20 protein-coding genes and 10 pseudogenes are annotated in these 20155 nt (G+C 67.2%); 20 read left to right on the top strand and 10 right to left on the bottom strand.

Features of this window, described 5'->3' with window-relative positions:
* Positions 1-424: 424 nt before the first annotated feature.
* Both ACH4DZ_RS30605 and ACH4DZ_RS30610 read right to left on the bottom strand, forming a co-directional pair.
* Positions 425-1162, bottom strand: a pseudogene (locus ACH4DZ_RS30605) (transposase family protein).
* A 213-nt stretch (positions 1163-1375) separates the two neighbouring features.
* Entirely contained in the window at positions 1376-2227 is an 852-nt protein-coding gene (locus ACH4DZ_RS30610; protein ID WP_398290623.1) for a helix-turn-helix transcriptional regulator, read from the bottom strand.
* Between the two features lie 251 nt (positions 2228-2478).
* Between ACH4DZ_RS30610 and ACH4DZ_RS30615 the strand changes: the two genes are divergently transcribed.
* On the top strand, positions 2479-2817 hold the full coding sequence (locus ACH4DZ_RS30615; protein ID WP_398290624.1) for an EthD domain-containing protein: 339 nt from the start codon (positions 2479-2481) through the stop codon (positions 2815-2817).
* 171 nt (positions 2818-2988) lie between these two features.
* Here ACH4DZ_RS30615 and ACH4DZ_RS30620 read toward each other — a convergent pair.
* The 3 genes and pseudogenes from ACH4DZ_RS30620 to ACH4DZ_RS30630 form a co-directional block, all read right to left on the bottom strand.
* A pseudogene (locus ACH4DZ_RS30620) lies at positions 2989-3222 on the bottom strand (transposase family protein); the annotation flags it as partial.
* A 300-nt stretch (positions 3223-3522) separates the two neighbouring features.
* The gene (locus ACH4DZ_RS30625; protein WP_398290625.1) at positions 3523-3750 is read right to left on the bottom strand and encodes a hypothetical protein; all 228 of its coding nucleotides are present in this window, start codon (positions 3748-3750) and stop codon (positions 3523-3525) included.
* Positions 3713-4156, bottom strand: coding sequence for a hypothetical protein (locus tag ACH4DZ_RS30630; protein WP_398290626.1), 444 nt, complete (start codon positions 4154-4156; stop codon positions 3713-3715). Before ACH4DZ_RS30630 ends, ACH4DZ_RS30625 begins: the two co-directional genes overlap by 38 nt.
* A 456-nt stretch (positions 4157-4612) precedes the next feature.
* Here ACH4DZ_RS30630 and ACH4DZ_RS30635 point away from each other — a divergent pair.
* From ACH4DZ_RS30635 to ACH4DZ_RS30650, 4 genes and pseudogenes are all read left to right on the top strand, one after another.
* Positions 4613-4789: pseudogene (locus ACH4DZ_RS30635) on the top strand (pirin-like C-terminal cupin domain-containing protein); the annotation flags it as partial.
* Between the two features lie 275 nt (positions 4790-5064).
* Positions 5065-5796 (top strand): pentapeptide repeat-containing protein, encoded by a 732-nt coding sequence (locus tag ACH4DZ_RS30640; RefSeq protein WP_398290627.1) that lies wholly within the window; start codon positions 5065-5067, stop codon positions 5794-5796.
* 666 nt (positions 5797-6462) lie between these two features.
* A pseudogene (locus ACH4DZ_RS30645) lies at positions 6463-6777 on the top strand (hypothetical protein); the annotation flags it as partial.
* Between the two features lie 214 nt (positions 6778-6991).
* Positions 6992-7210 (top strand): annotated as a pseudogene (locus ACH4DZ_RS30650) (site-specific integrase); the annotation flags it as partial.
* 120 nt (positions 7211-7330) lie between these two features.
* Here ACH4DZ_RS30650 and ACH4DZ_RS30655 read toward each other — a convergent pair.
* Complete coding sequence (locus tag ACH4DZ_RS30655) at positions 7331-7633, bottom strand: hypothetical protein (protein ID WP_398290628.1); 303 nt, start codon at positions 7631-7633, stop codon at positions 7331-7333.
* Between the two features lie 185 nt (positions 7634-7818).
* Between ACH4DZ_RS30655 and ACH4DZ_RS30660 the strand changes: the two genes are divergently transcribed.
* The gene (locus ACH4DZ_RS30660; RefSeq protein ID WP_398290629.1) at positions 7819-8214 is read left to right on the top strand and encodes a hypothetical protein; all 396 of its coding nucleotides are present in this window, start codon (positions 7819-7821) and stop codon (positions 8212-8214) included.
* A 95-nt stretch (positions 8215-8309) separates the two neighbouring features.
* Positions 8310-8846, top strand: coding sequence for a hypothetical protein (locus ACH4DZ_RS30665; protein WP_398290630.1), 537 nt, complete (start codon positions 8310-8312; stop codon positions 8844-8846).
* A gap of 52 nt (positions 8847-8898) precedes the next feature.
* On the opposite strand, the pseudogene ACH4DZ_RS30670 reads toward ACH4DZ_RS30665, so the two are convergent.
* Both ACH4DZ_RS30670 and ACH4DZ_RS30675 read right to left on the bottom strand, forming a co-directional pair.
* A pseudogene (locus ACH4DZ_RS30670) lies at positions 8899-9426 on the bottom strand (IS5 family transposase); the annotation flags it as partial.
* A 70-nt stretch (positions 9427-9496) separates the two neighbouring features.
* A pseudogene (locus ACH4DZ_RS30675) lies at positions 9497-9881 on the bottom strand (transposase); the annotation flags it as partial.
* A 38-nt stretch (positions 9882-9919) separates the two neighbouring features.
* Between ACH4DZ_RS30675 and ACH4DZ_RS30680 the strand changes: the two are divergent.
* From ACH4DZ_RS30680 to ACH4DZ_RS30720, 9 genes and pseudogenes are all read left to right on the top strand, one after another.
* On the top strand, positions 9920-10054 hold the full coding sequence (locus tag ACH4DZ_RS30680) for a hypothetical protein (RefSeq protein ID WP_398290631.1): 135 nt from the start codon (positions 9920-9922) through the stop codon (positions 10052-10054).
* A gap of 46 nt (positions 10055-10100) precedes the next feature.
* Complete coding sequence (locus ACH4DZ_RS30685) at positions 10101-10871, top strand: response regulator transcription factor (protein ID WP_398290632.1); 771 nt, start codon at positions 10101-10103, stop codon at positions 10869-10871.
* Complete coding sequence (locus tag ACH4DZ_RS30690) at positions 10858-12933, top strand: sensor histidine kinase (RefSeq protein WP_398290633.1); 2076 nt, start codon at positions 10858-10860, stop codon at positions 12931-12933. Before ACH4DZ_RS30685 ends, ACH4DZ_RS30690 begins: the two co-directional genes overlap by 14 nt.
* A 123-nt stretch (positions 12934-13056) precedes the next feature.
* Positions 13057-13449, top strand: coding sequence for a hypothetical protein (locus tag ACH4DZ_RS30695; protein WP_398290634.1), 393 nt, complete (start codon positions 13057-13059; stop codon positions 13447-13449).
* 101 nt (positions 13450-13550) lie between these two features.
* Positions 13551-14174, top strand: coding sequence for a class F sortase (locus tag ACH4DZ_RS30700; RefSeq protein ID WP_398290635.1), 624 nt, complete (start codon positions 13551-13553; stop codon positions 14172-14174).
* A gap of 205 nt (positions 14175-14379) precedes the next feature.
* Positions 14380-14886: pseudogene (locus ACH4DZ_RS30705) on the top strand (tetratricopeptide repeat protein); the annotation flags it as partial.
* Positions 14887-15034: 148 nt separating this feature from the next.
* The gene (locus tag ACH4DZ_RS30710; protein WP_398290636.1) at positions 15035-15196 is read left to right on the top strand and encodes a hypothetical protein; all 162 of its coding nucleotides are present in this window, start codon (positions 15035-15037) and stop codon (positions 15194-15196) included.
* A gap of 550 nt (positions 15197-15746) precedes the next feature.
* Positions 15747-15896, top strand: coding sequence for a hypothetical protein (locus ACH4DZ_RS30715; RefSeq protein WP_398290637.1), 150 nt, complete (start codon positions 15747-15749; stop codon positions 15894-15896).
* Between the two features lie 12 nt (positions 15897-15908).
* Positions 15909-16598: pseudogene (locus tag ACH4DZ_RS30720) on the top strand (NAD(P)-binding domain-containing protein); the annotation flags it as partial.
* Positions 16599-17368: 770 nt separating this feature from the next.
* On the opposite strand, the gene ACH4DZ_RS30725 reads toward ACH4DZ_RS30720, so the two are convergent.
* On the bottom strand, positions 17369-17737 hold the full coding sequence (locus ACH4DZ_RS30725) for a peptidase inhibitor family I36 protein (RefSeq protein WP_398290638.1): 369 nt from the start codon (positions 17735-17737) through the stop codon (positions 17369-17371).
* 14 nt (positions 17738-17751) lie between these two features.
* Here ACH4DZ_RS30725 and ACH4DZ_RS30730 point away from each other — a divergent pair, with 14 nt between their 5' ends.
* On the top strand, positions 17752-18054 hold the full coding sequence (locus tag ACH4DZ_RS30730; protein WP_398290674.1) for a helix-turn-helix transcriptional regulator: 303 nt from the start codon (positions 17752-17754) through the stop codon (positions 18052-18054).
* Positions 18055-18406: 352 nt separating this feature from the next.
* On the opposite strand, the gene ACH4DZ_RS30735 is transcribed toward ACH4DZ_RS30730, so the two are convergent.
* Positions 18407-18874, bottom strand: a complete 468-nt coding sequence (locus ACH4DZ_RS30735) for a tectonin domain-containing protein (protein ID WP_398290639.1) — start codon at positions 18872-18874, stop codon at positions 18407-18409.
* A gap of 508 nt (positions 18875-19382) precedes the next feature.
* Between ACH4DZ_RS30735 and ACH4DZ_RS30740 the strand changes: the two genes are divergently transcribed.
* From ACH4DZ_RS30740 to ACH4DZ_RS30750, 3 genes and pseudogenes are all read left to right on the top strand, one after another.
* Entirely contained in the window at positions 19383-19625 is a 243-nt protein-coding gene (locus ACH4DZ_RS30740; protein WP_398290640.1) for a hypothetical protein, read from the top strand.
* 72 nt (positions 19626-19697) lie between these two features.
* Positions 19698-19961, top strand: coding sequence for a hypothetical protein (locus ACH4DZ_RS30745; RefSeq protein ID WP_398290641.1), 264 nt, complete (start codon positions 19698-19700; stop codon positions 19959-19961).
* Positions 19904-20146 (top strand): annotated as a pseudogene (locus tag ACH4DZ_RS30750) (IS5/IS1182 family transposase); the annotation flags it as partial. The gene ACH4DZ_RS30745 and the pseudogene ACH4DZ_RS30750, both read left to right, overlap by 58 nt.
* Positions 20147-20155: the final 9 nt, after the last annotated feature.

The following is a 20155-nucleotide window of genomic DNA, read 5'->3' on the forward strand; positions in this document are numbered from 1 at the left end:
GGTGCTGGAAGTCGGCATCAGTGGCCGGCGTGGTGGATGTTGACCGGGAATCGGCTCGTGACTGACGTTCCCGTCATCTAGATGGCACAACTCGTTGGGTTCTCCGAGCAAGCTGATTTCTCGCACGCTCAGGGGCGGTCGCGCTGCTCTGGCAGACCTGCAGGGTGTCCGACAGGCGTGCTGGCAGGAGGAGGTGTGCCGACGGAACGCGCGGGAGCCCGGGGGGCTCGTGCCGTGCGCCGGGGGCCGCTGACCCGGTCGACCGGTCGTTCAGTACGCGTTCTTCACAGGCTTAACGGTCATTGCGGAAACAAATTTCCACCCGCCCGACGTTGTTGATCTCCGATGTGAGAGCGGGGATGTTGGCTTGAAGCTGTTCCGTACGGACACAACGAAAAGCGGCATGACTAAGCCTTTTCCATCTTCATTCTGAGCTGGCCAGATGGAGGGTGAGGATGGCCTGGACGAGGCTGGTGATCCGGGTGGTCGAGCACCGCAGTTTGCGGAGGAGTCTCCAGGACTTGAGGGTGGCGATGGCCTGCTCGACGAGGGCCCGGATCTTTGCATGGGACCGGGTCGCCGCCTTCTGGCCTGTGGAAAGGGTCTCCCACCGGCCCCGGTAGGGGATCCGGACTGTGCCGCTGGCGCCCCGATAGCCTTTGTCGGCCCATCACTTGATGCCGGCTTCGGCGAGGGCGTCGATGATGCCGTGTTCACGGGCCGCGCGGATGTCGTGGACGGCGCCGGGCATGGCCGGTGAGGCCCACAGCAGTCGGCCGAAGGGGTCGGCTATGACCTGCACGTTCACCCCGTGCCGCTTGTGTTTGCCGGAGCAGAACGGCCGGTCCGCGGTGATACGGTCGATCGGCAGCAGCGTGCCGTCCAGGATCACGAACGCCTTCACCGACGCGGTGCGCACCGCGTCGGCCAGGTTGGGGGCGAGGACGGCCAGAAGCTCGACAGCCTCGGTGACATAGCGGTATGCGGTTGTGGTTCCGACGCCGAACCCGGCCGCAAGTTGGGCGTAAGTGTGTGCCACCCACAGATGGGCGAGCGCCAGCAGGGCTTGGCGGCCAGCGCTCAGGCGCCGCCAACGCGAACCGATCGCGCGGCGGTGCAGCCGCAACTGCTGCGTGAGGAAGCGAAGGGCAGAACTGGACATGTCGACGCCGGACGGGTGGGCAAGCGTGTGAAGCCTCTGATGGAGACGGTTCTCTTGGTCGAAAACCCAGCTACCAAGGACTTCACCACGTAGCCAGCCCAACCGCCTTACCTCACAGGCAGGTTGTAAAGGAATCACTGAGTGCCAGGCGCTGAAGAACGAGGTTACCTGCACTTCCACCATGGCACACGAAGATCATTCCGCGAGGAATCCTCAGCCGGATACATCCATGCGCTGTGTGCCGATGACCGACAGCAGCCGCAGCGCCTCCTGTGCGGGAGAGCCGGGCTCGACCGTGAAGAGCACGATCTGCTGGTCCCGGCCGGCGATGTCGAGGAAGGTGCAGTTGAGGGTGATGGAGCCGATCAATGGGTGATCGACGGTCTTGAGCAGGGTGGGCTCGGGGCGCACGTCGTGCGCGGCCCACAGCCGGGCGAACTCCGCGCTGCCGGCAAGGAGGTCGCCCACCAGCGTGGCCACCTCGCGGTCGTCGGGGTAGCGGGCGGCGGCGGCGCGCAGGCGCCGGACCGCGGCGCGGGCGAACGCCTCCGCGTCGAACGGGTCGTACGGTGGTCGCTTTCGCGAGGGCGGTGCGAGGTAGGCACGGCGCACGAGGTTGCGCTCGCGCCGGGGCAGAGGGGAGAAGTCCTCCAGGAGGGCGGCGGCCAGATCGTTCCAGGCGATCACCTCGTAGGTCGCGGAGAGCACGATCGCCGCGGTGTGCGGCAGCCGCCGCAACAGGTCGAGGATGCTGTGCGGCACTTCGTGCGGGGGCCCGGCCGGCGGGCTGGAGGGTGCGCCGGCGAGGTGGTGCAGGTGGTCGCGCTCGGCGTCCGACAGGCGCAAGGCCCGGGCCAGGCCGGCCAGGACCTCGCGCGAGGGGCGCGGGCCGCGGGCCTGTTCGAGGCGTGTGTAGTACTCGGTCGAGATGAACGCCAGCTGTGCCACCTCCTCGCGGCGCAGCCCCGGTGTGCGGCGGCGCGGCCCGGCGGGCAGACCCACGTCGGCGGGGGTGATGTGCTCGCGCCTGCCACGCAGAAAGCGGGCCAGCTCTCCTCTGTCCATACCTCCAGTGTGCGTGGGTGCTGCGGAGCCGATCCAGGTACCGCCGGTGCCTGGATCGGCTCCGCGGCCGGGCGCAGGCTTGCTGCCATGGACAACGCGCAGATCACCGATACCGCAGTCCCCGCCGCCGAGGGCCTGCCGTCAACGGTGGTGTGCACCCGACCGGTCCCGGCGCGCGTATCGGCACATTCGCTGGCTGGTGATACCGGGCCGGCGAATCATCACTCATCGAACAGAAGCGGACAGGCATCATGATCAAACTGGTCATCACGTTGAAGCGTCGCGAGGGCATGACTCATGACGAGTTCACTCACTACCAGCGGAACGTCCACAGGCCGCTCCTCATGTCCGTCCCGGAGGCGCAGCAGTACATCCGCCGCTTCGTGGTGTCGTATCCCGTCCCCGCGCCGAACTACCCCGAACCGGACTACGATTCGGTGGTCGAGACATGGTTCGACACGATGGACGACCTCAATGCGCTCTTCTCCTGCGAGAACTGGCTGAAGACCGTCGACCCGGACCACAAAAACTTCATCGACCTGAACAGCTTTGGAAGCATCATCTCCGAAGAGGAGGTCGTCGTCGGCTGAGAGCCCGGCACCGAGTTCGCCACGGCCTCCACCAACAGCCGGGCAGGACCAGCAGGCCGGCCTGGGGGGAGGCCCGGCCCGCTGCGCTCACCGCGTATCGTGCACCGGCTCGCGCGCATCCTTGTCCAGACCACCGTGCAAGGTCACGATGCGCACGCCGTCGACCGTGGTGAGGGTGAGGGCGAGGGCGGCCAAGAGGTTGGCGGCCTCGGTGTTGTCTCGGTAGGCGGTGGTGGTGCCGATCCCGAATCCGGCCGCGAGCTGGGCGTAGGGCTGGCCGTTGCGCAGGTGGGCGAGGGCGAGCAGAGCTTGTCGGCCTGCGTTCAGGCGGCGCCGTCGGGTTCCAGGAGTGCGGCGGTGTTCCCTCAGACGGGCGGCGGGGAAGCGCGGGGCAGAACTGGACATGTCGACGCCGGACGGGTGGGCAAGCGTGCGAAGCCTCTGGTGGAGATGGTTGTCTTGGTCGAAAACCCGTCTACCAAGGACTTCGTCTGTCTGCCGACCCAGCTGACTGGCTGTCATGGGAGGTTGGAAAGGGCCCATTGTCACGGACAGGGTGGACCTGCTGCTGGCTCACGTGGGCGCGGTGAACATCCAGGACCGCGACGCTGTGAAGCCTTCATTGCTGTGTACTCGCCTGGAACATCCTGGCGTGCAAAAGGTTTGAGCGCACCAAGGCTTCGCTGGCCGCCGTATGTGACCTAGCTATGCGATCAATCCCATATCGAGAACCTTGGCAGCGGCGCTGATGGAGCCGGGGAGGAGGTGTCGGTAAATCTTGTACGTGATGTCGATGCTCTTGTGGCCCATCCACTCGGCAACGTCCGTGATGGGAATGTTGTGGCTCAGGCAGTTGGACGCGAAGAAGTACCGCATCCCGTACACGACCATCCCCTCAGGGATCTCGGCCTCGCCGGCTTTCTTGATGCGCATCCACCGGTTGTCCAGGTAGTAGCACGGCAACGGCCTGCTCGAAGATTCGGTACACGTCATGCGCCACCATGCCGCGTAGATTGACGGCGGCCGCGTTGCCATTGCGCAGCCCGCAGCCCGCAGCCCGCAGCCGCTCATCAGATCGGCGATCAGCCGGAAGGTGTCGTCGCCGGGCCTCGCGTATCTGGGCCAACTGTGCCACCGACGGGATGACCGCCTTCGCCGGGTTGTACTGCGGAGGCTTCACACCCCCCAGCGGACTGCCGTCGTAGAGCCCCAGCCGGTGGGCATCCAGCAGAATCGACTTCACCTTGTCGAACGCATTCGACTGCGTCGCCAACCCCGCCCCACTGCGCTCCATCGTCTTGATGAAACCGTCCACCACCTTGTGGTCGAAAGCATCCATCCGCCGGCTCCCCAACGCCGAAAAGATGTGGTGCTCCAACAGCAAATCCAGATGCCGCAGAGACGACCCCTCCAGATGACGCTGACTCTCCCGCCACTCCCTCGCATACTCCTCCAACCGCAACGCCCCCATACTTCGCAACACGAACCGCCCTACCCGTGCGGCTGGGTGCGGCCTTCTTCGCGTTGCAGATATCCGTCAAACGCGTGATCGCCGCAACGTCGGTCTTGAACCCGGACTCGACGGTCTGCTTCCCAGCGGCGTTGCGGAACTGGATTTTATAGAGGTGCGGGCACCTCGGCCATCTCGACTGGGCATGCTCGCAGTCCTTGAAGAATGAGCCCATGCCGTGAGCCAGGGTCTTGCTCGCCATCGTGTCGCCGACTCCTCAGGTCCGATGCTGACGGTTTGCTGAACCGCTGAGGACTGAGACGCCTTTGACCTGCGCAAAGAAGCGAAACACTTGTTATGTGGTGGAACTTCATCGGCCGTTCCCAGGCCGAGATCGAACAGGCCCGCGCCGACTGGGCGACGGGGTCGCGGTTCGGCGAGGTGAAGGGCTACGACGGTGACCGGCTCTCGGCACCGAACTTGCCGCCTGTGCCGCTGAAACCGCGGGGACGGGCGCGCTGACCAGCGCGGTTGCTGTCGTCAGGGTCGCAGCTCGGGGCGGTTGCGAGTGCGGCGGATGAGGGTGCCCCTGGATGAGCGACGAGGCACGGTTCAGGGGCTGCGGACTCGGGCAGCGAGTCGCGGGTTTGGCAGTCTGTGGCCAGGTCTGGCAAACCGAATGCTGACCCAATGCTGACCCTACTGACGTGTAATCAGGAGGCCGTGCCGCTGGGTTACTCGGACGCGCTCAGGTCTGCTTCGGCCCCTGCCGGCAAGGGTCGCTGACATTGAACTGCGTGAGCTTCGCGAAGAAGGACGTGGCCATCGCAGCCGTTTTTCGAGAACTGACAACAGTGGCTAGGGACCGGCGGCCGACGGCATTGTGGTGCGTGTCAGCGTCCGCGCGCGAGCACGTTGGTGACGCATTGGTCTGTAGGCTCGGACGCCGCCTGGATGAGCTTTATTGCTGGCAGAAGGTGTGCGGCCAGCTTGGTGGAGCGGCTATGGAACGCGGGCTTCGTCAGGAGGTCGCGCCATGGCGGCACCGCCTGAAACCGAGACCGACTTCTCTCGCTGAGTGCGTTCGCTACCGGGTGCCTTATGCCGAGGATCGAGAATTCGATGACATGGCGAACGTCGGTACGTTTTATTTCGGTTATCGAGAGTCGTCCAGGACGCCCCCGAACAAGCCGCAACCGACGCCGCCCGCGTCCTGGGCCACTTCATCCGCCGACATGCCCCCAAAACCGCGCCCCCGCCCGCCCCCGCCCGACTCCGACGCCCCCCACCGCGGCCCGCTGCCCACCGAGCCGGACGCTGACGTACAAGCCGTCCTCACCCGAACCGAATCACGCACCCACGTCGACCCTCGGAAAAAACTCGACCTCCACGGCCTCCACCTCGCTGGCGCTCACCTCAACCAAGCCGACCTCATCGAGGCCATTTTGGGCGGGGCGACGCTCACAAAGGCCGACCTGGCCGGTGCGGATCTCATTTCGGTTGTCTGGTCAGAGCCGGTGGCCCTCTGAATACGGGGCAGGAGTACGGGAGCGATCGGTATCTGTGGGCGACGACTGGCGGCTTGTCCAGGAACCTGGGAACAATGGCGCAGATCCGTCAGAGCCGCCGCTTGCGGCGGGTGAGTGCGTAGCAGTTGGAGTCGTTTAACTGGTGAAGAGGCAGTATTTCGACTCTGCGCTATGCAGTGACCTCGCCGGGGCCGTGAGCCTCAGGTTCGCACCTTGCCGTTCGCGCCGGTCAGGTCCGTGCTCACCGGCTGCGTAGGGCTGGCACGCAGGTGCAGGACGAGGATCTAACCCGACTGTCCCCACTGAAGGCCAGACACCTCAACGTTCTGGGCCAGTGCAGCTTCCTCCCATCCGTTCCCGGCGGTGGGATGAGGCGGACCTGCGTGACCCGGCTGCTGGCGGCATGGAAACGGAGTACGACCCGTAGGGGGCAATGCCTCGTCGAGGTTCAGCCTGGAGCGTCGGCGGGCCGGAGTGTGGCAGGTTCTCGGGAACGCGACGGCCGTGACGTGGTTTCCGCTAGGTTCGCGCCGGGAGAAGTAGCCGGATTGCGGACCACCATGATCGGAACCTGCAGCTGACGCGGCCAGAGGCAGAGACCAGCGGGAATCCACACGACACAGCAGGGGCCATTGATTACTCTCCAGCCGATAGAAAGAGGAGGCCATGGCACTGGTCAAGAAGGGCTCACGCCGCATCACCGTCGACGGCGTCACCTACCGATGGAGAACCCGAGGGCGGCCAACTTATGACCAGGGATTGGTCTGGAGTCCGCTGACTTACGCCGTCGAACATGCCGAAACGCCAGGCACCACCTTGGTGGTCACCACCAACCAGCCGCATCCGAGCAACTGGTTCGAAATCCCCGCCGGGCCCGTACTGCCCGCGGAGGTGGCCGCCACGATTCGCACGGCTCGCGCCGGAGGCTGGACACCCGAGGAACCAGGTTCCCCCTTCATGCTCGACCAATCCCAGGGCTTCGTGCCTGCTCGCTACCCGGCGCAGTCGCAGTGCCCGCCGAGTTCGGCATCGGCGGGCACTGCGGCCTTGAGATCCACATCAACACAGTGAACTGCACCACACCTGAAACGCCGGAATGCAACACACGCCGCTATCAGCGTCGCGAAACTTCTCGCGCCGACGCACCTGCTCGATCGCCACACGGGATCTTCCGAACACGGCCTCTGCGGACACAAGGCACTCCTATGCCTCGCTCATGCTGGAGGTCGGAGAGTCCGTCGTGACCTTGGCGCGGTGGCTCGGGCACTCCTCGCCCGTGATCACCCTCGGTTACTGTGCTCACTTCATGCCGGAGGCCGGAAGCAAGGGGCGCACCGCCATCGATGGATTGCTCGGGGAGCGGGGGGATCGGCAGGCCGGCCGAAACTCCCCAGATTCTCCCCAGGCTCATTGACGGATGATTTCCGTTGCTACGCCCCCCACAGGTGTCCGTTGATTGCAAGGTCAAGAAGACAGGTGGTCCAAGAAAATGCCGAGAGAGGTCACCGCGACCCGCTACATCGCCTGACGTCCGTCAGGCGAGGGCCAGGCCATCCAGAGCGCGCTGGAGGCTCACGGCCTTCACGTGCGGTGCCGACATCATCGACTCGATGCGCCCCTTCTTCTCCTGAGCCTCCCAGTGACCCTTGGCCCAGTACGGGTTGGCGTACACGTTCGGGGAGTGCACCCAGACCACGGTGACGGTCGTGTCCGTGTCCGGCTTCGCCCAGCGGTCGATGAACGTGGTGATCCCCTGCCACGACATCTGAGCCGTCTCCAGCGTCCAGCCCTTGCTCTCGGCATAGCTCTTCGCCGAGTCCCGCTCTTCGATCTTCACGACGCCTCCCCTGGTTCTGGGCGAATGAGTCTTCCAGACGTGACGCCCGTCAGAGCCTGCCCAGTCACCCGTCGACTCCATACGCGCGAGGAATCAGGCCGGCCACGCCTTCTCCACCAGCGCGCCACCGTGCAAGCACGGACATACCTTGCACAGATCGACAGACAAAGCGGCACACTGATCTGATGGCATACGACCTCTCCAAGGGTGCGCCTGCGCCCCAGCCTGAGCCCCAGGTCTTCAAGGGCTACGTCGCGACGGTGACGCTGCACGCAGATCGCGCCGAGATCAAGCGCAAGCTCATGGGGAAGGTGACCGGCGCCAAGGACTCCATGATCCCGCTCGGCGACGTCATCAAGGTGCAGTCCAAGGAGCCCACCCGCCTCGTGAACGGGTACGTACAACTCGCCACCGAGCAGGACCGCGGACAGCTCCGGATCGCGACCGCCGAGGCACAGAAGGCCATCGCGAACAACTCGCGGACCGTCCTCTTCACGTGGAACCAGCGGGAGACGTACGCCGCCTATCTGGCGGCAGTCACTGCCGGAGTCCAGGCACAGGGTGGCAACCCGTTCGGATAGAACGCCCCTTCGCTCAAGTCGGTGGAGCTGGGCCGGCGAGCAAGGACTTGGCGGGATCAGCCCCGGGAGGATGGCCCTGTCGGCATGATGTGGCAGTGGATCACCAAACGCTCGCCCTGTTGGGCTTGGACAAGGACAGTCTCGGCGCCGTCTTTGGGGTCGTAGGAACGCTCCTGGGCGCGACCGTTGCCTTCTTCGGCATCCGCTACCAGGTGGAGAGGCAGCACAAGGAAGCCCAGCTTGACTACGCCACGAAGGAATGTGGTCGGGCCTTGTTGACGCTCCTGCGTCAGTTTCGCACTGAGCCCGTCTCAGACGGGGCATGGACCGAGATCGTGGCCGATCAGCTCGACGCACTGAAGCTGACGTCACCCCTCTTCCGCGACAAGGCCCTCCGGGAGCGCCTCGCGAAGACCGTGAGCATCCTGGAGGAGTGGCACTACACCGTCTTCGACCAACCGAATCGGGACGAGTACGACGCAGCTTCACCGATCATCCTTGCCGTGCTCAAGCACGCGATCGACTGCATCGGGACCCACCGGCGCGGCGAGAAAATACCTGAGCCCAATGCGGCCTTCGTTCAAGCACAGAACAACATCAGCACGTACTGGGACTGGTCGAGCGAGAGCTGAAGCGCATGGAAGCAGAGATGCTGGCGGGACTAGGGACTGTCTCCAGTTGTGATCATTGGGCTATGAGGAGGTTGCTGATCCAGATGGTGGCTGCGCGGAGATGGAGTCCGGCGAGGTAGCTCTCGGGCGTCTTGTCGTAGCGGGTCGCGATGCCTCGCCAGTCCTTCGTCCTGTTGATGGCCCGCTCGACCGTGTTGCGGTCACGGTAGAGATCGGTGTCGTGGGCGAGGGGCCTGCCGCCACGGCTGCCTTTCTTCCTGCGGTTGGCGGCCTGGTCCTTCTTCTCCGGGATGACTGCCTTGATGCGGCGTTTGCGCAGGTGGGCGCGGTTGGCGCGCGAGGAAGAAGCTTCATCGCCGGCCACGGCGTCCGGCCGGGTGCGGGGACGGCCGACGGGCAGGCGGACCTGTACCTTGCTCAGGACCGGGATGAACCGGGGACTGTCGGCGGCCTGCCCGGCGGTCAGAAGGAGGGCCATCGGCCGGCAACGCCGGTCGGCAGCCAGGTGGACCTTGCTGGTCAGCCCGCCGCGCGACCGTCCGAGCAGAGCGGCCTTGAGTCGGGCCCGCCGTCGTAAGCGGACGCGTTGGCGTTCGGCGCGGACCGGATCGCTTTCACCGTCTTGCCCGTCTTGTCCTTCTGGCGCTCCCCCTTTTGCAAGGCCGCCTCCTCAAGTGCGGCCAGGGTCTGTTCGCTGACCCGCATGCCGACGGCGTCGTGATGGGCCCGCGTGATGGTGGAGTCCACGCTGACCAGGGACATGTCGATCTCGTCCCTGTGGGCGGCCTCGGTGATCGCTTCGTCCAGCAGGCTCTGGAAGACGCCCGCGTCCCGCCATCGCATGAAGCGGTTGTAGCCGGTCTGCCAGGCGCCGAACCGCTCGGGCATCTCTCTCCACTGACTGCCGGTGCGGAACCGCCAGATCACCCCCTCGAACTGCTCACGCAGACGTTCGGGGTATGGGCCGAACTTGCCGGTCGGCAGGAACGGCCCGATGAACTCCCACTCGCTGTCGGTGAGTTGCGCACGCGTCACACCACAGTCTTACCGCACCAGCCCCCACCCCAAGCCGCTTGATCACCACTAGAGACAATCCCTGGTTCGGGTGGGGCGACGCCCTCTTCGCCGAGCTGCTCCTCGACCTCACGGGACGCTCGACGGCAGCCCTGCACCCTCGCCTGTCCATCACCGAACCGCCGTCACGGTAAGAACACTTCCGACCTCCCGGCGCCGGCGGTCGCTACGATCTGCGGCGTGTGCGCAAACATTGTGGTCGCCGAAGACGACGCGAAGCAGGCCGAACTGGTGCGCCGCTACCTGGAGCACGAGGGCCACGCCGTCACGGTCGTCGAGGACGGCCGGACGGCTCTTGAGACGGTCCGGCACCAGGAACCCGACCTGGTCGTCCTCGACGTGATGATGCCCGGGGCCGACGGTCTCGACGTCGTACGGATCCTGCGCGCCGAACGCCGGGAGGTGCCGGTGCTGATGCTGACGGCCCGCAGCACCGAGGACGATCTGCTGCTCGGCCTCGACCTCGGCGCCGACGACTACATGACCAAGCCATTCAGTCCGCGTGAACTCACCGCCCGGGTAAGGACTTTGCTTCGCCGCAACCGGCGCGGCCCCGACCCGGCACCGGTGACCGTACCCGCCCCCGCTCCCGCCTCGGAGCCCGAAGCGGTCCCGGACGACGAGGTGTTGACGGTCGGCGTGCTCAGGGTCGATCCCTCGCGGCACGAGGTGTCGGTCGCCGGGACGCCCGTCGAGTGCACGCCCGGTGAGTTCCGTCTCCTCGCGGCGATGGCGGCCGAGCCCGACCGGGTCTTCACCAGGGCACGGCTCCTGGACGAGCTGCACGGCTTCGACAAGTACATCAGCGGCCGGACCGTCGACATGCACGTCATGAACCTGCGCAAGAAGATCGAGCGCACCCCACGACGGCCGGCCCGCCTCATCACCGTCTTCGGCGTCGGCTACAAACTCACGGACCCCGCGAAGAACGTGCGCCATGCGTCGTCCTGACAGGGGAGGTGCGGCGGGTGCCGCCCGGCTGCCGCTGCGCAAGAGCCTGGCGGGGCGGCTGTTGACCGTGACGGCGCTGGTGGCCTCGTGCTCGGTCGCCGCGACCGCCTGGCTGGCCGTGCAGACGACCTCCGTCGCGATCCGCCAGGAGCAGGGGCAGAACCTCAAGTCCGACGCGAAGATCTACAACACCCTCCTCGGCTACGCGGCCACCCACCCCGGCTGGGACGGCGTCGACACCACCGTGCGAGATCTGGCCCAGGAGTCCGGGCGCCGGATCGTACTCACCACGCCGGGCCGACGCCCGATCGTGGACTCGGCCGACTCGCGCTCAGCGGGCGGCGGTCCGTCCGACGATCTGCTCGCTCAGCAGGCCTCGGCGGTCGTGGATCCACGCTCCGTCGACACCGTGCTGGTGCCCGACGCGGCCAAGGCCGGCGCCGACCGCGTCGATCCACGGGCCGTGGGGCCCTTCCGGCTGCCCGCGAAGGAACACGACGCACTGCGGAAGGCCGCCGCCGGGAGGGTGCGATGTCTCAGCCAGATGGGTATCGCCGCCGACGTCGTCGAGAGCCCGGGCGGACGGCCCCGCGTCCAGTTCGTGAGCGACGAGACCGAGGGGGGGACCGACAGCGTCACCGACCGTGACATGGGGGCCAAGTGCTTTGCGTCCTACCCGGTCGGTCCCACCGCGACCGAGCGGAAGGCCCTGAGCGCCCTCAACCAACTGGCTGACGCCTGTCTGAAACGACAGGGTCGTACCGCCGTGAAACTGAACCTGGACCTGTCCTGGGACCGGAGTTACGCATACGGGCGGGACGACGCGGTCTCCGGTGCCCAGGACGGCCTCAGCGATCGGGAGGCGAAGGCCCTGGCCGCCAAGAAGGCGGAGGACGCCGCGACGGCCGAACGCAAAGCGGCTTCCGGCGGCGCACTCGACTACGCTCCCGCCGAGATCCGCGACAGCGCGTACGACCGGGCCGTGGGCAACTGTGTCGAAAGCGCCCGCCGGGAACAGCTCACGGGCTATGTCGCCGAGTCCGCACTCCTGTTCATCGACGGCCCCGGTGCCGCCGGCGTGCCTGGCTTCGACCTCTCCCGCGCCAACACCGCACGCATCGCCGGTGTCACCGCTCTGGTCCTCGCCCTCACCGTCGGCGCCTCGGTGCTCGCCGGAGCCAGGCTCGTACGCCCGTTGCACGCGCTCACCGGCGCCGCCCAGCGCATGCGGGAGGGCCTGGACGCGACGCCGGTGCCCGTGCCCGTCGTCTCCGACAATGAGATCGGACGGCTGACGGCGGCCTTCAACGACATGGCCGCGCACCGGGCCCGCCTGGAGGAGCAGCGCAAGGTGATGGTCAGCGATGTCGCCCATGAGCTGCGAACGCCACTGAGCAACATCCGGGGCTGGCTGGAGGCGGCCCACGACGGACTGGCCGTGCCGGACCCCGCGTTCGTCTCCTCGCTCCTGGAGGAGGCGGTGCAGCTCCAGCACCTCATCAACGACCTCCAGGACCTGGGCGCGGCCGACGCGGGCGCCCTGCGGCTGCACCGGAAGCCGGTACGGATCGACGAGCTGCTCGGCCAGGTCGCCGCCGCGCACCAGGGGTTGGCCGAGACGGCGGGCATCACCCTTACGCTCGTGACACCGCCGCCGGGCACCCCTCACCCACCGCTCCTCGACGCCGACCCCGTACGGCTGCGGCAGACCGTCAGCAACCTGCTCTCCAACGCGGTGCGCCACACCCCGGCCGGCGGCACGGTGACCCTGCGCCGGTACGTCACCGACCCGGGGGACGAGCTCGCCGTGGAGGTGTCCGACACCGGCAGTGGCATTCCGGCGGGCGACCTCCCGTACGTGTTCGACCGTTTCTGGCGGGCGGAGAAGTCCCGCAACCGCAGCACCGGGGGCAGCGGCCTCGGCCTGGCGATCGTCCTCAAGCTCGCCGAAGCCCACGGCGGCACGGTGGACGTGGCGAGCACGGAGGGGGAAGGGGCCACCTTCACCCTGCGGCTGCCGACAGCCGAGTCACGGAAGCCGGAGGGCCCCGGTCGGCCCTGACGGGATGGCGACAGCGCTCTGACAGTTTCCTCACAAGTGGCCGTCAGGGTGAAGCCATGCCCGGAACCTGGTGCGGATCGGTAACCAGGAACGACCAAGCCGGGCTGGAACTGGAGCCCTCACATGTCCCGCCGTCTCACCCTGCGCCCGCTGCGTATCGCTGTCCTGACCGGCGTCGCGGCCGGCGCGCTGCTCGTCCCGGCCACCGCGGCCTTCGCCACCGATCCGACTCCGACGCCGGGCGCGACCGACTCGACCTCGGCCGACAAGGAGGCCCTGGCGAAGAAGAAGGCCGAGGACGCCAGGACGCTCAAGGAGGCCGAGGCCCGGAAGGCCGCCGAAGCACAGAAGGCCGGAGGCAAGGACTACCCCCGTGGCGGTGTCGCCGCGGGCGAGGCCCCCGCCCAGGACGACAACACCGGCACGCTCATCGGTTCGGCCACCGGCGCGCTGCTGCTCGCGGGCGCCGGCACCTACGTACTGCGCCGCCGCACCACCGCCCGCCGCGAAGGCTGACCCGGCAGCACGACCTCTCGTACGAAACGGTGGCGCCGCCCTTCACCAGGCGGCGCCCTGTGCGTTCCGGCGAACCCTCGCACCCTGTTCTGGAGCCCGAGTTGCCCCCTGCACACCGTCCGGCCCTGTCCCGGGCCAGCCTCGCGACCCTCACCCTGTTGACCCTCGTCACCCTGCTCACCGGCTGTTCGTCCGGCCCCGACCCGGCGGTCCGGGCCGCCCCGACCGCCCCCGCCGCCGCGTCGGGCGCTCCGAAGTCAGAGCGGCCCGCGGCCGACGCTCCGGCGGCCCCTGCCGAGGTGGCCGTTCCCTCCGTGGGGATCACCAGCTCGCTGATGGAGTTGGGCCTCAACACGGACCGGACGGTCCAGGTCCCGCCGGCCGAGGAGGGGATGACCGCGGGCTGGTACACGGGCGGTGCGGTGCCCGGTGACATCGGCGCGGCCGTCATCATCGGCCACAACGACACCCGCTTCGGGGAGGCCGTCTTCCACGACCTGAAGAAGATCAAGGAGGGTGCGGACATCGCCGTCACCGACAAGACGGGAAAAGCCCTCCACTTCACCGTCACGGCCACGGAGAGCGTCGCCAAGAACGCCTTCCCGACGGAGAAGGTCTACGGGCCGACCCAGGAACGTGCTCTACGGCTCATCACGTGCGACGGCGACTTCGACGCGCAGGGGCACCCTGTCGACAACCTCATCGTGTACGCGACAGCGAGCTGAGGGCCGTAGGCGTGTCCGTTTCGCCCTCTCGTCACGAGTAACGTCCGCAGCTTGATCGTCAGCGGCCAGTTGGCCCGAGAACCGCGCCAGCCGCTGCACCAGTCTTAAACGGTGGCTGATGGTGTCGTCTTTCAAGAACCAAACCCGCTGCTGACGAGCCCAGCCCTCCAACATCGCCTCGGCCACCCGCGGCTCGGGATCCGCCGAAGCCGACGACCAGCGCGGATACGCCTGGGCACTGCGCGGCGTCGCCGACATCATCTCCGCCCGGAACGGAGACACCGCCCGCGCCCTGGACCTGCTCACCGAAGCGGAAAAGCCCTGCCGCACCATGCGACTGGACAGCGCACTGGCCTACAACCACAAGATGCGGGGCAACGTCCTCTACCGTGCCGGGCGCTACGCGGAAGCCCGCGCTGTCTACGAACAGGCTCTGGCAGAGTTCCACGCCTTGGGCGAGCGACGTGGCGAAGCTCTCGCCCGACTCGGGCTGGTGAAGTCCCGCGCCCGACTTGGCCAGGAACACGGACAGACGGCAGTCGACCTGGAACAGGTGGACTTACGGCACAGTGGCTCCTGTCTTCATCGCTCGGCAGCTCCCAGACGGGCCCCGCCATGCCAGAGGTTGAGCACCCACCGACGAAGACATCGCATCTGTTGCCTGCGGGCAGGCATGATGCTTGCGTTCCGAACCTGCCAGCGACGTACCTGACTCGGTGTAACCTCCCGTTCCTTTATAAGGCGGGGCAGCTTCCGGGCCCGCACGTTGGCTGCCCCATCAAGGGGCTACGTATGTACAAGTTGTCAGGTCGTCCATGGGGCACAGTCATCGATTTCCCCCGCAGTTCGGTGGCCGTGGCATGAACGAGCCTCTCAGCCTCCGTGTGCTGGTGCTGCTTTTCATCGGTCTGATGGGGACAAAACTCGCCCATCATCATCCTGAAGAAGCCCAACCTGCGTTGTTCGGTATCACGCTAGTGACTCTCATCCATCTGCTGATGGATGACGGTGGTGACAGTTGATCGTGGAAATGGTCCTTACCGTGGGGTAAGGAAGGCAGGTACGTCGGGGTGCGCTGCCGACTCGACGTACGTGCGCGGTCCAACGAGGTGAAGACGTAACATCCGTCACACAGTCTGTACGGAGATTTGCCAGTACCCGCCACATGCTGAAGGTCTTATTTCCGCAGGTCAACCCCCATTTCCGGAGTCGGTGCGGACTTTGACAACTCCGGGCGCGCACCCCCGACCGCCCTCAGCAGCAGAGCCAGGCGTTCCAAGACGGTGCGGTGGGCCGGTGACGTTGTTGTCGTCCAAGCGCCTGCCCTGGCCGTTGGTGCCGTAGGAGACGAAGTCGTCATACAGCAGCCGCGTCAGCGCGGTGGCGAACATCTGGATCCGTCCGGCCGATTGGAGGACCGAACCGCAGCGACTCAACCGTCTCGATATCGAGCGCCCACGGTTCACCCCAGCCGTCTCCGCTGCTGAAGAACATCCCGACGTCCATGCACCCCACCCCTCCGGCCCGGCCAAGAGCGCCCTCGCCCTGCCGTGCCAGCGCTCAGTCCACCAGATGCCGCTGACAAACCCCGTGCTCAGGACCGATCCCAGCCCGCTGCGGGTGTGGTGGTTACTGGCCGGGATGGACGGCCTGGACGCCGGTGCCCGCGTACGCCTTGGGCGTGAGGGTGAGCAGGAACCGCTCGGCGGGGTGGGCGGCTGAGGGACGGGCGGCGTGGATGGCGTGGACGGCGCCCGAGGAGTGCCCGAAGCGCAGCAGTTCGGTTACCACCTGCGACGCCAGGGCGTGAACTTCGTCATCCTCGATGCTCAGGCCACTCCTGGTGGGGCCTGGCAGCACGCCTGAAACTCGCTGCACCTGTTCTCCCCGGCGACCTTTTCCTCCCTCCCCGGCCGACTCATGCCGGCGCAGCCGGGCGAGGAGTACCCAACTGCTGGGCACGTGGTGGCGTACTTGAAGGACTACGAGAACCGGTAGGAGCTTCCCGTGCAGCGACCGGTCCAGGTGCTTGGTGTGTATAAGGACGGCCGGCTTCTGAGGGTGGACATCGACTCCGGTACGTGGCACGCGCGTGTGGTGATCAGCGCGACCGGTACCTGGTGGCGCCCCTTCCTCCCTGCAATCCCCGGCCGCGAGGACTTCGAGGGTAGGCAACTGCACACCGTCGCCTACCGAAGGCCGCGGGACTTCGCGGGCCGCCGCGTGATAGTCGTCAGTGGTGGCAACTCGGATGCACAGATCGCCGTCGACCTCGCACACGACACAGAACTGACCTGGGTGACCCAGCGCCCGCCCCGCTTCCTCGCCGACGACATCGACGGCCGCGCTCTGTTCGACGCGGCCACCGCCCGCCGCCGCGCACTCGACGAGGACCACACCGACACCGGAGGCGTCGCCGCACTGAGCCTGCGCCAATTTGAAGTCGCAGGTCTAAGGGTCGGTGTGACCGGTTCTCGGGATGCTCACGCTGGTCGTGAGCGGCTGTCTGAGGAGTAGATCATCCGTCAGCAGTTGACTTCGAAGTTCGTCAGAACGAGCAGGGCGCGCAGGAGGTGGGTGGCGCGGTCGGGATCGGTGCGGAGCTTGGTGAGGATCCGCCTGTATTGCACTTTCCGGACACGGTGGCGCATCGTGGTCGTCCCACCGCCTCACCGGCGCGCTTCCCTCCGCGGGAGCCGGCGCCTCCCGGGGGCGGTGGCCCGGCGCATGGTGACGCTTCCCGGGTGGACTGGTGGTGCCACGCCCCCGCCGCACCCCCTCAGCGGGGGGCAACGTCCTGCGCAGCCGCCCGGCAGCGCTGCCGACCTCGGGCGAGGGGATCAGCGGAGATGACTGCCGAGCCAGCTCCACGGTGGACTTTTCATCCGGATAGTTGGGCAGCAGGTCCTAACAGGGACAGCGCTCGAAGTCGGCGTGACGCGGATGAAAGAGCTGCGCCCGGTGACGGGGTCCAGCACCGCGGACCTTCAGCGGGGACCGGGCAGCGGCCTGGATGCGCGAGAGCCAGCCCTGGTTCGGGACCAGGATCGTCAGCTCCGCCGGCCCCTCGACGAGTGCTCCGGGATCTGGGCAGATGATACCGGCCAGTTGCAGTATGAAGGCGTGGATCGCGCACCCGGCAGCCAGACGCGGCGCGTCCCCCGGGCGCGCCGCGTCGCTCTACGCCTTCGCCGTCAGTAAGGGCTCAGCCACCACACCCAGCCCCAGGGTGCGTGGCGGTCCTCGCTGTAGCCGCCCGGCGAGGTCCAGCCGAGGTTGCCGTTCGAGTCGTAGAACTTGGCGTACAGGGTGGAGCGCTGGTTATTGATCCAGGAGCCGGTCTCGGCCCAGGGGATGTAGTTGAGGGCGTTGCAGGTGAACAGGCGCAGTTCGTCACCGGTGAAGTTCTCGCCCGAGTAGGCGCACACATAGGTGTACGGGCAGCCGCCGGCCTCGCTGAGCCCCGCGTCCGGGGCGGTGAGATCGCGGGCGTTCCGCTCGCCGGGGAGCGTGAGCAGCAGCTCACCGCCGCCTGCCAGGGCGATCCTGTTGGCGCCTCGCACGGGTCCGCGCGTTCATCGAGGCGAACCTCGCCGATCCCGGCCTCGGCCCCGCCACCGTCGCGGCGCACCACCACATCTCCGTACGGTTGCTCCACCTGCTGTTCCACGATGAGCCGGACACGGTGGGCGCCACGATCCGCTGGCTCCGCCTCGAACGCAGCCGCGCCGACCTCGCGAACCCGGGCCTCGGTCACTGCCGGATCGGCGAAATCGCCGAGCGATGGGGATTCCGTAACCAGGCGGACTACAGCAGGGCCTTCCGTCGCGCGTACGGAATGCCGCCGAGCGACTTCCGCAGACAGGCCTTGCCCAGGTGACGACGAAGAGGTCGGCGCCGGATGCGTTCCGGTACCGAGTTCTTCGTACACGCCCCCAGGGCGAGGTCGCCCGGCCGCAGGCCGCACCCGGTGCGCACCATCGACGATGCCCGGCACTCTCGCGCGCACCACGATACGCCGCACTGAGCCGCCGCCAACTTGAAGCAGCAGGTCAGGGGGCTGGTGTGACTGCCCTCCGTAACACTCGGGGCTGGCTGTGGGCTGCAGTCTCCGACGTAGATCGTCTGACAGGAAGGTCGGCTCGCCGGTTGCTGTTTGTGCCGGGGCCGGTCACGCCCTGGGGGACGTGACCGGCCTGACTTCCGGCGGCGGGATGCCGAGTGGCCGGGGGTCAGCCCGGCAGATCACCGGTGTAGCGGTAGATGTTGCCGGCCGAGTTCACGCCCCAGACTGTGCCGTCCACTCCTGCTCCGACGTCGGTGAGCGCGCCGGGGATCTGCACCCAGGGGCTGGCGTCGTCGTTGGTGTAGCGGTAGATGTTCCCTCCGGCGTTCGCTCCCCAGACCGAGGTGCGGGAGCCTGCTGAGATCACCTTGAGTCCGCCGCTGATCTGCTTCCAGTGGCCGCTTTCCTGGTCGCCGGTGTAGCGGTAGATCTTGTCGGCGGAGTTGACGCCCCAGACGGTGCCGTCCGCGGCGGCTCCGATGTCCGTCAGTGCCCCCGGGATCTGCACCCAGGGGCTGGCGTCGTTGTTGGTGTAGCGGTAGATGTTTCCGGCCGCGTTGACGCCCCACACGTTGGTCCTCGACCCGGCCGAGATCCGAACGAGCGCACCGCTGATCTGCTTCCAGTCGGCCATTCCACGGGCTCCTTGTCGTCGGCGATGTTGCATGCAGACGCTCCCGCGAGGGAACGATTCAGCATGCAAGCGCGCTTGCGGCATGATCCTTACTCTTGTCCGTAAAGCCTCGTTTATCGGATGGGTCGCGTACTTCGAGCTGGGACGGTGCGGCCGGCGGCTGATCCAGGGGCGACCTGATCAGAGGTCCCACTTGCGGGTTATTCGCAATCGCCAGGTTGACGTCGACGAGCGAGCGAGAGCGTCGGGAGGCCGACCCGGGGTGGTGGACATGCCGGAGGAGGCGGAAGGGCCTGGTCGGTTCACCTGTTCCTGTCCCGTATGGCCGGGTGGCCTTCTGCGATCCTGTGCATGGATCCCGAGCTGCTGGAACGGGTCAGCGCGCGGCGCGCAGAACTGGACGAACCCGCCGTCGCTGAACGGGTCCGTGAACGGGTGAGCGAGCAGCTCGCCGACGAGCGCGCCTCGGCCGTGCCAGCGCCCGGACAGGTGGGTGGACGGACGGTGATTGCTGATCCCGCACCGCGCACCGGACGTGGAGGAGGCCATGCTCCCGCCGGACTACCAGCGCATCCTCGCCGCGGTACGGCAGGCCGCTGGACCGGTCATGGCCCGGCAGGTCGGAGAGATGCTGGGCGTGGACATCAGCGTGCGGGCCAAGCTGGAACCGCTGCGCGCGAAGCTGGTCAGGCTGGTCGACCGCGGCTGGCTGCGCAAACTGCCCGACGGCCGGTTCACCACCCGCCTGTGAACTGCTCCACCAGCGCCTGGGACAGTGCGGAGAGGGCGTAACCACGGTGCCTTCGACGGCTGTTGGAATCGCGTGACGCATACCAATGAGCACGCCGAGGACCCCTGCCTGCTTGTCCACCAGTGCCGACTGACGGTGTCCACGCGCACCGTCAACCACCTCACCGGTCTGCTGCGGCGCCACCTGAAAGCGATCCGGTCCCGGTGGCGGATCCTGCCGCCCCGAAATATCGCGGTGATCGTCCTGGTCTGCTGCGACACGACCAGCGCCTGGCCGACATGGCCGACGGAAACAACGTGTCCGAGCCCACCGTCCGCCGCCGGCGCGACGAGCTGATCACCCTGCTCGCCGCCCAAGCCCCGCGCCTGGACCGAGCCCTGAAGAAGGTCACCAAGCAGGGCGTGGAGGTGGTCCTGATCGACGGCACTCTCATCGCCACCCAGCGTCGCACCGAAAAAGCCGACCGGCGGAACTATTCCGGAAAGCACTACTGTCACGGCCTGCACGTCCTCGCTCTGACCGACGACAGG

The organism is Streptomyces sp. NPDC017991 (genome assembly GCF_044328075.1).
Taxonomy (GTDB): Bacteria; Actinomycetota; Actinomycetes; order Streptomycetales; family Streptomycetaceae; genus Streptomyces.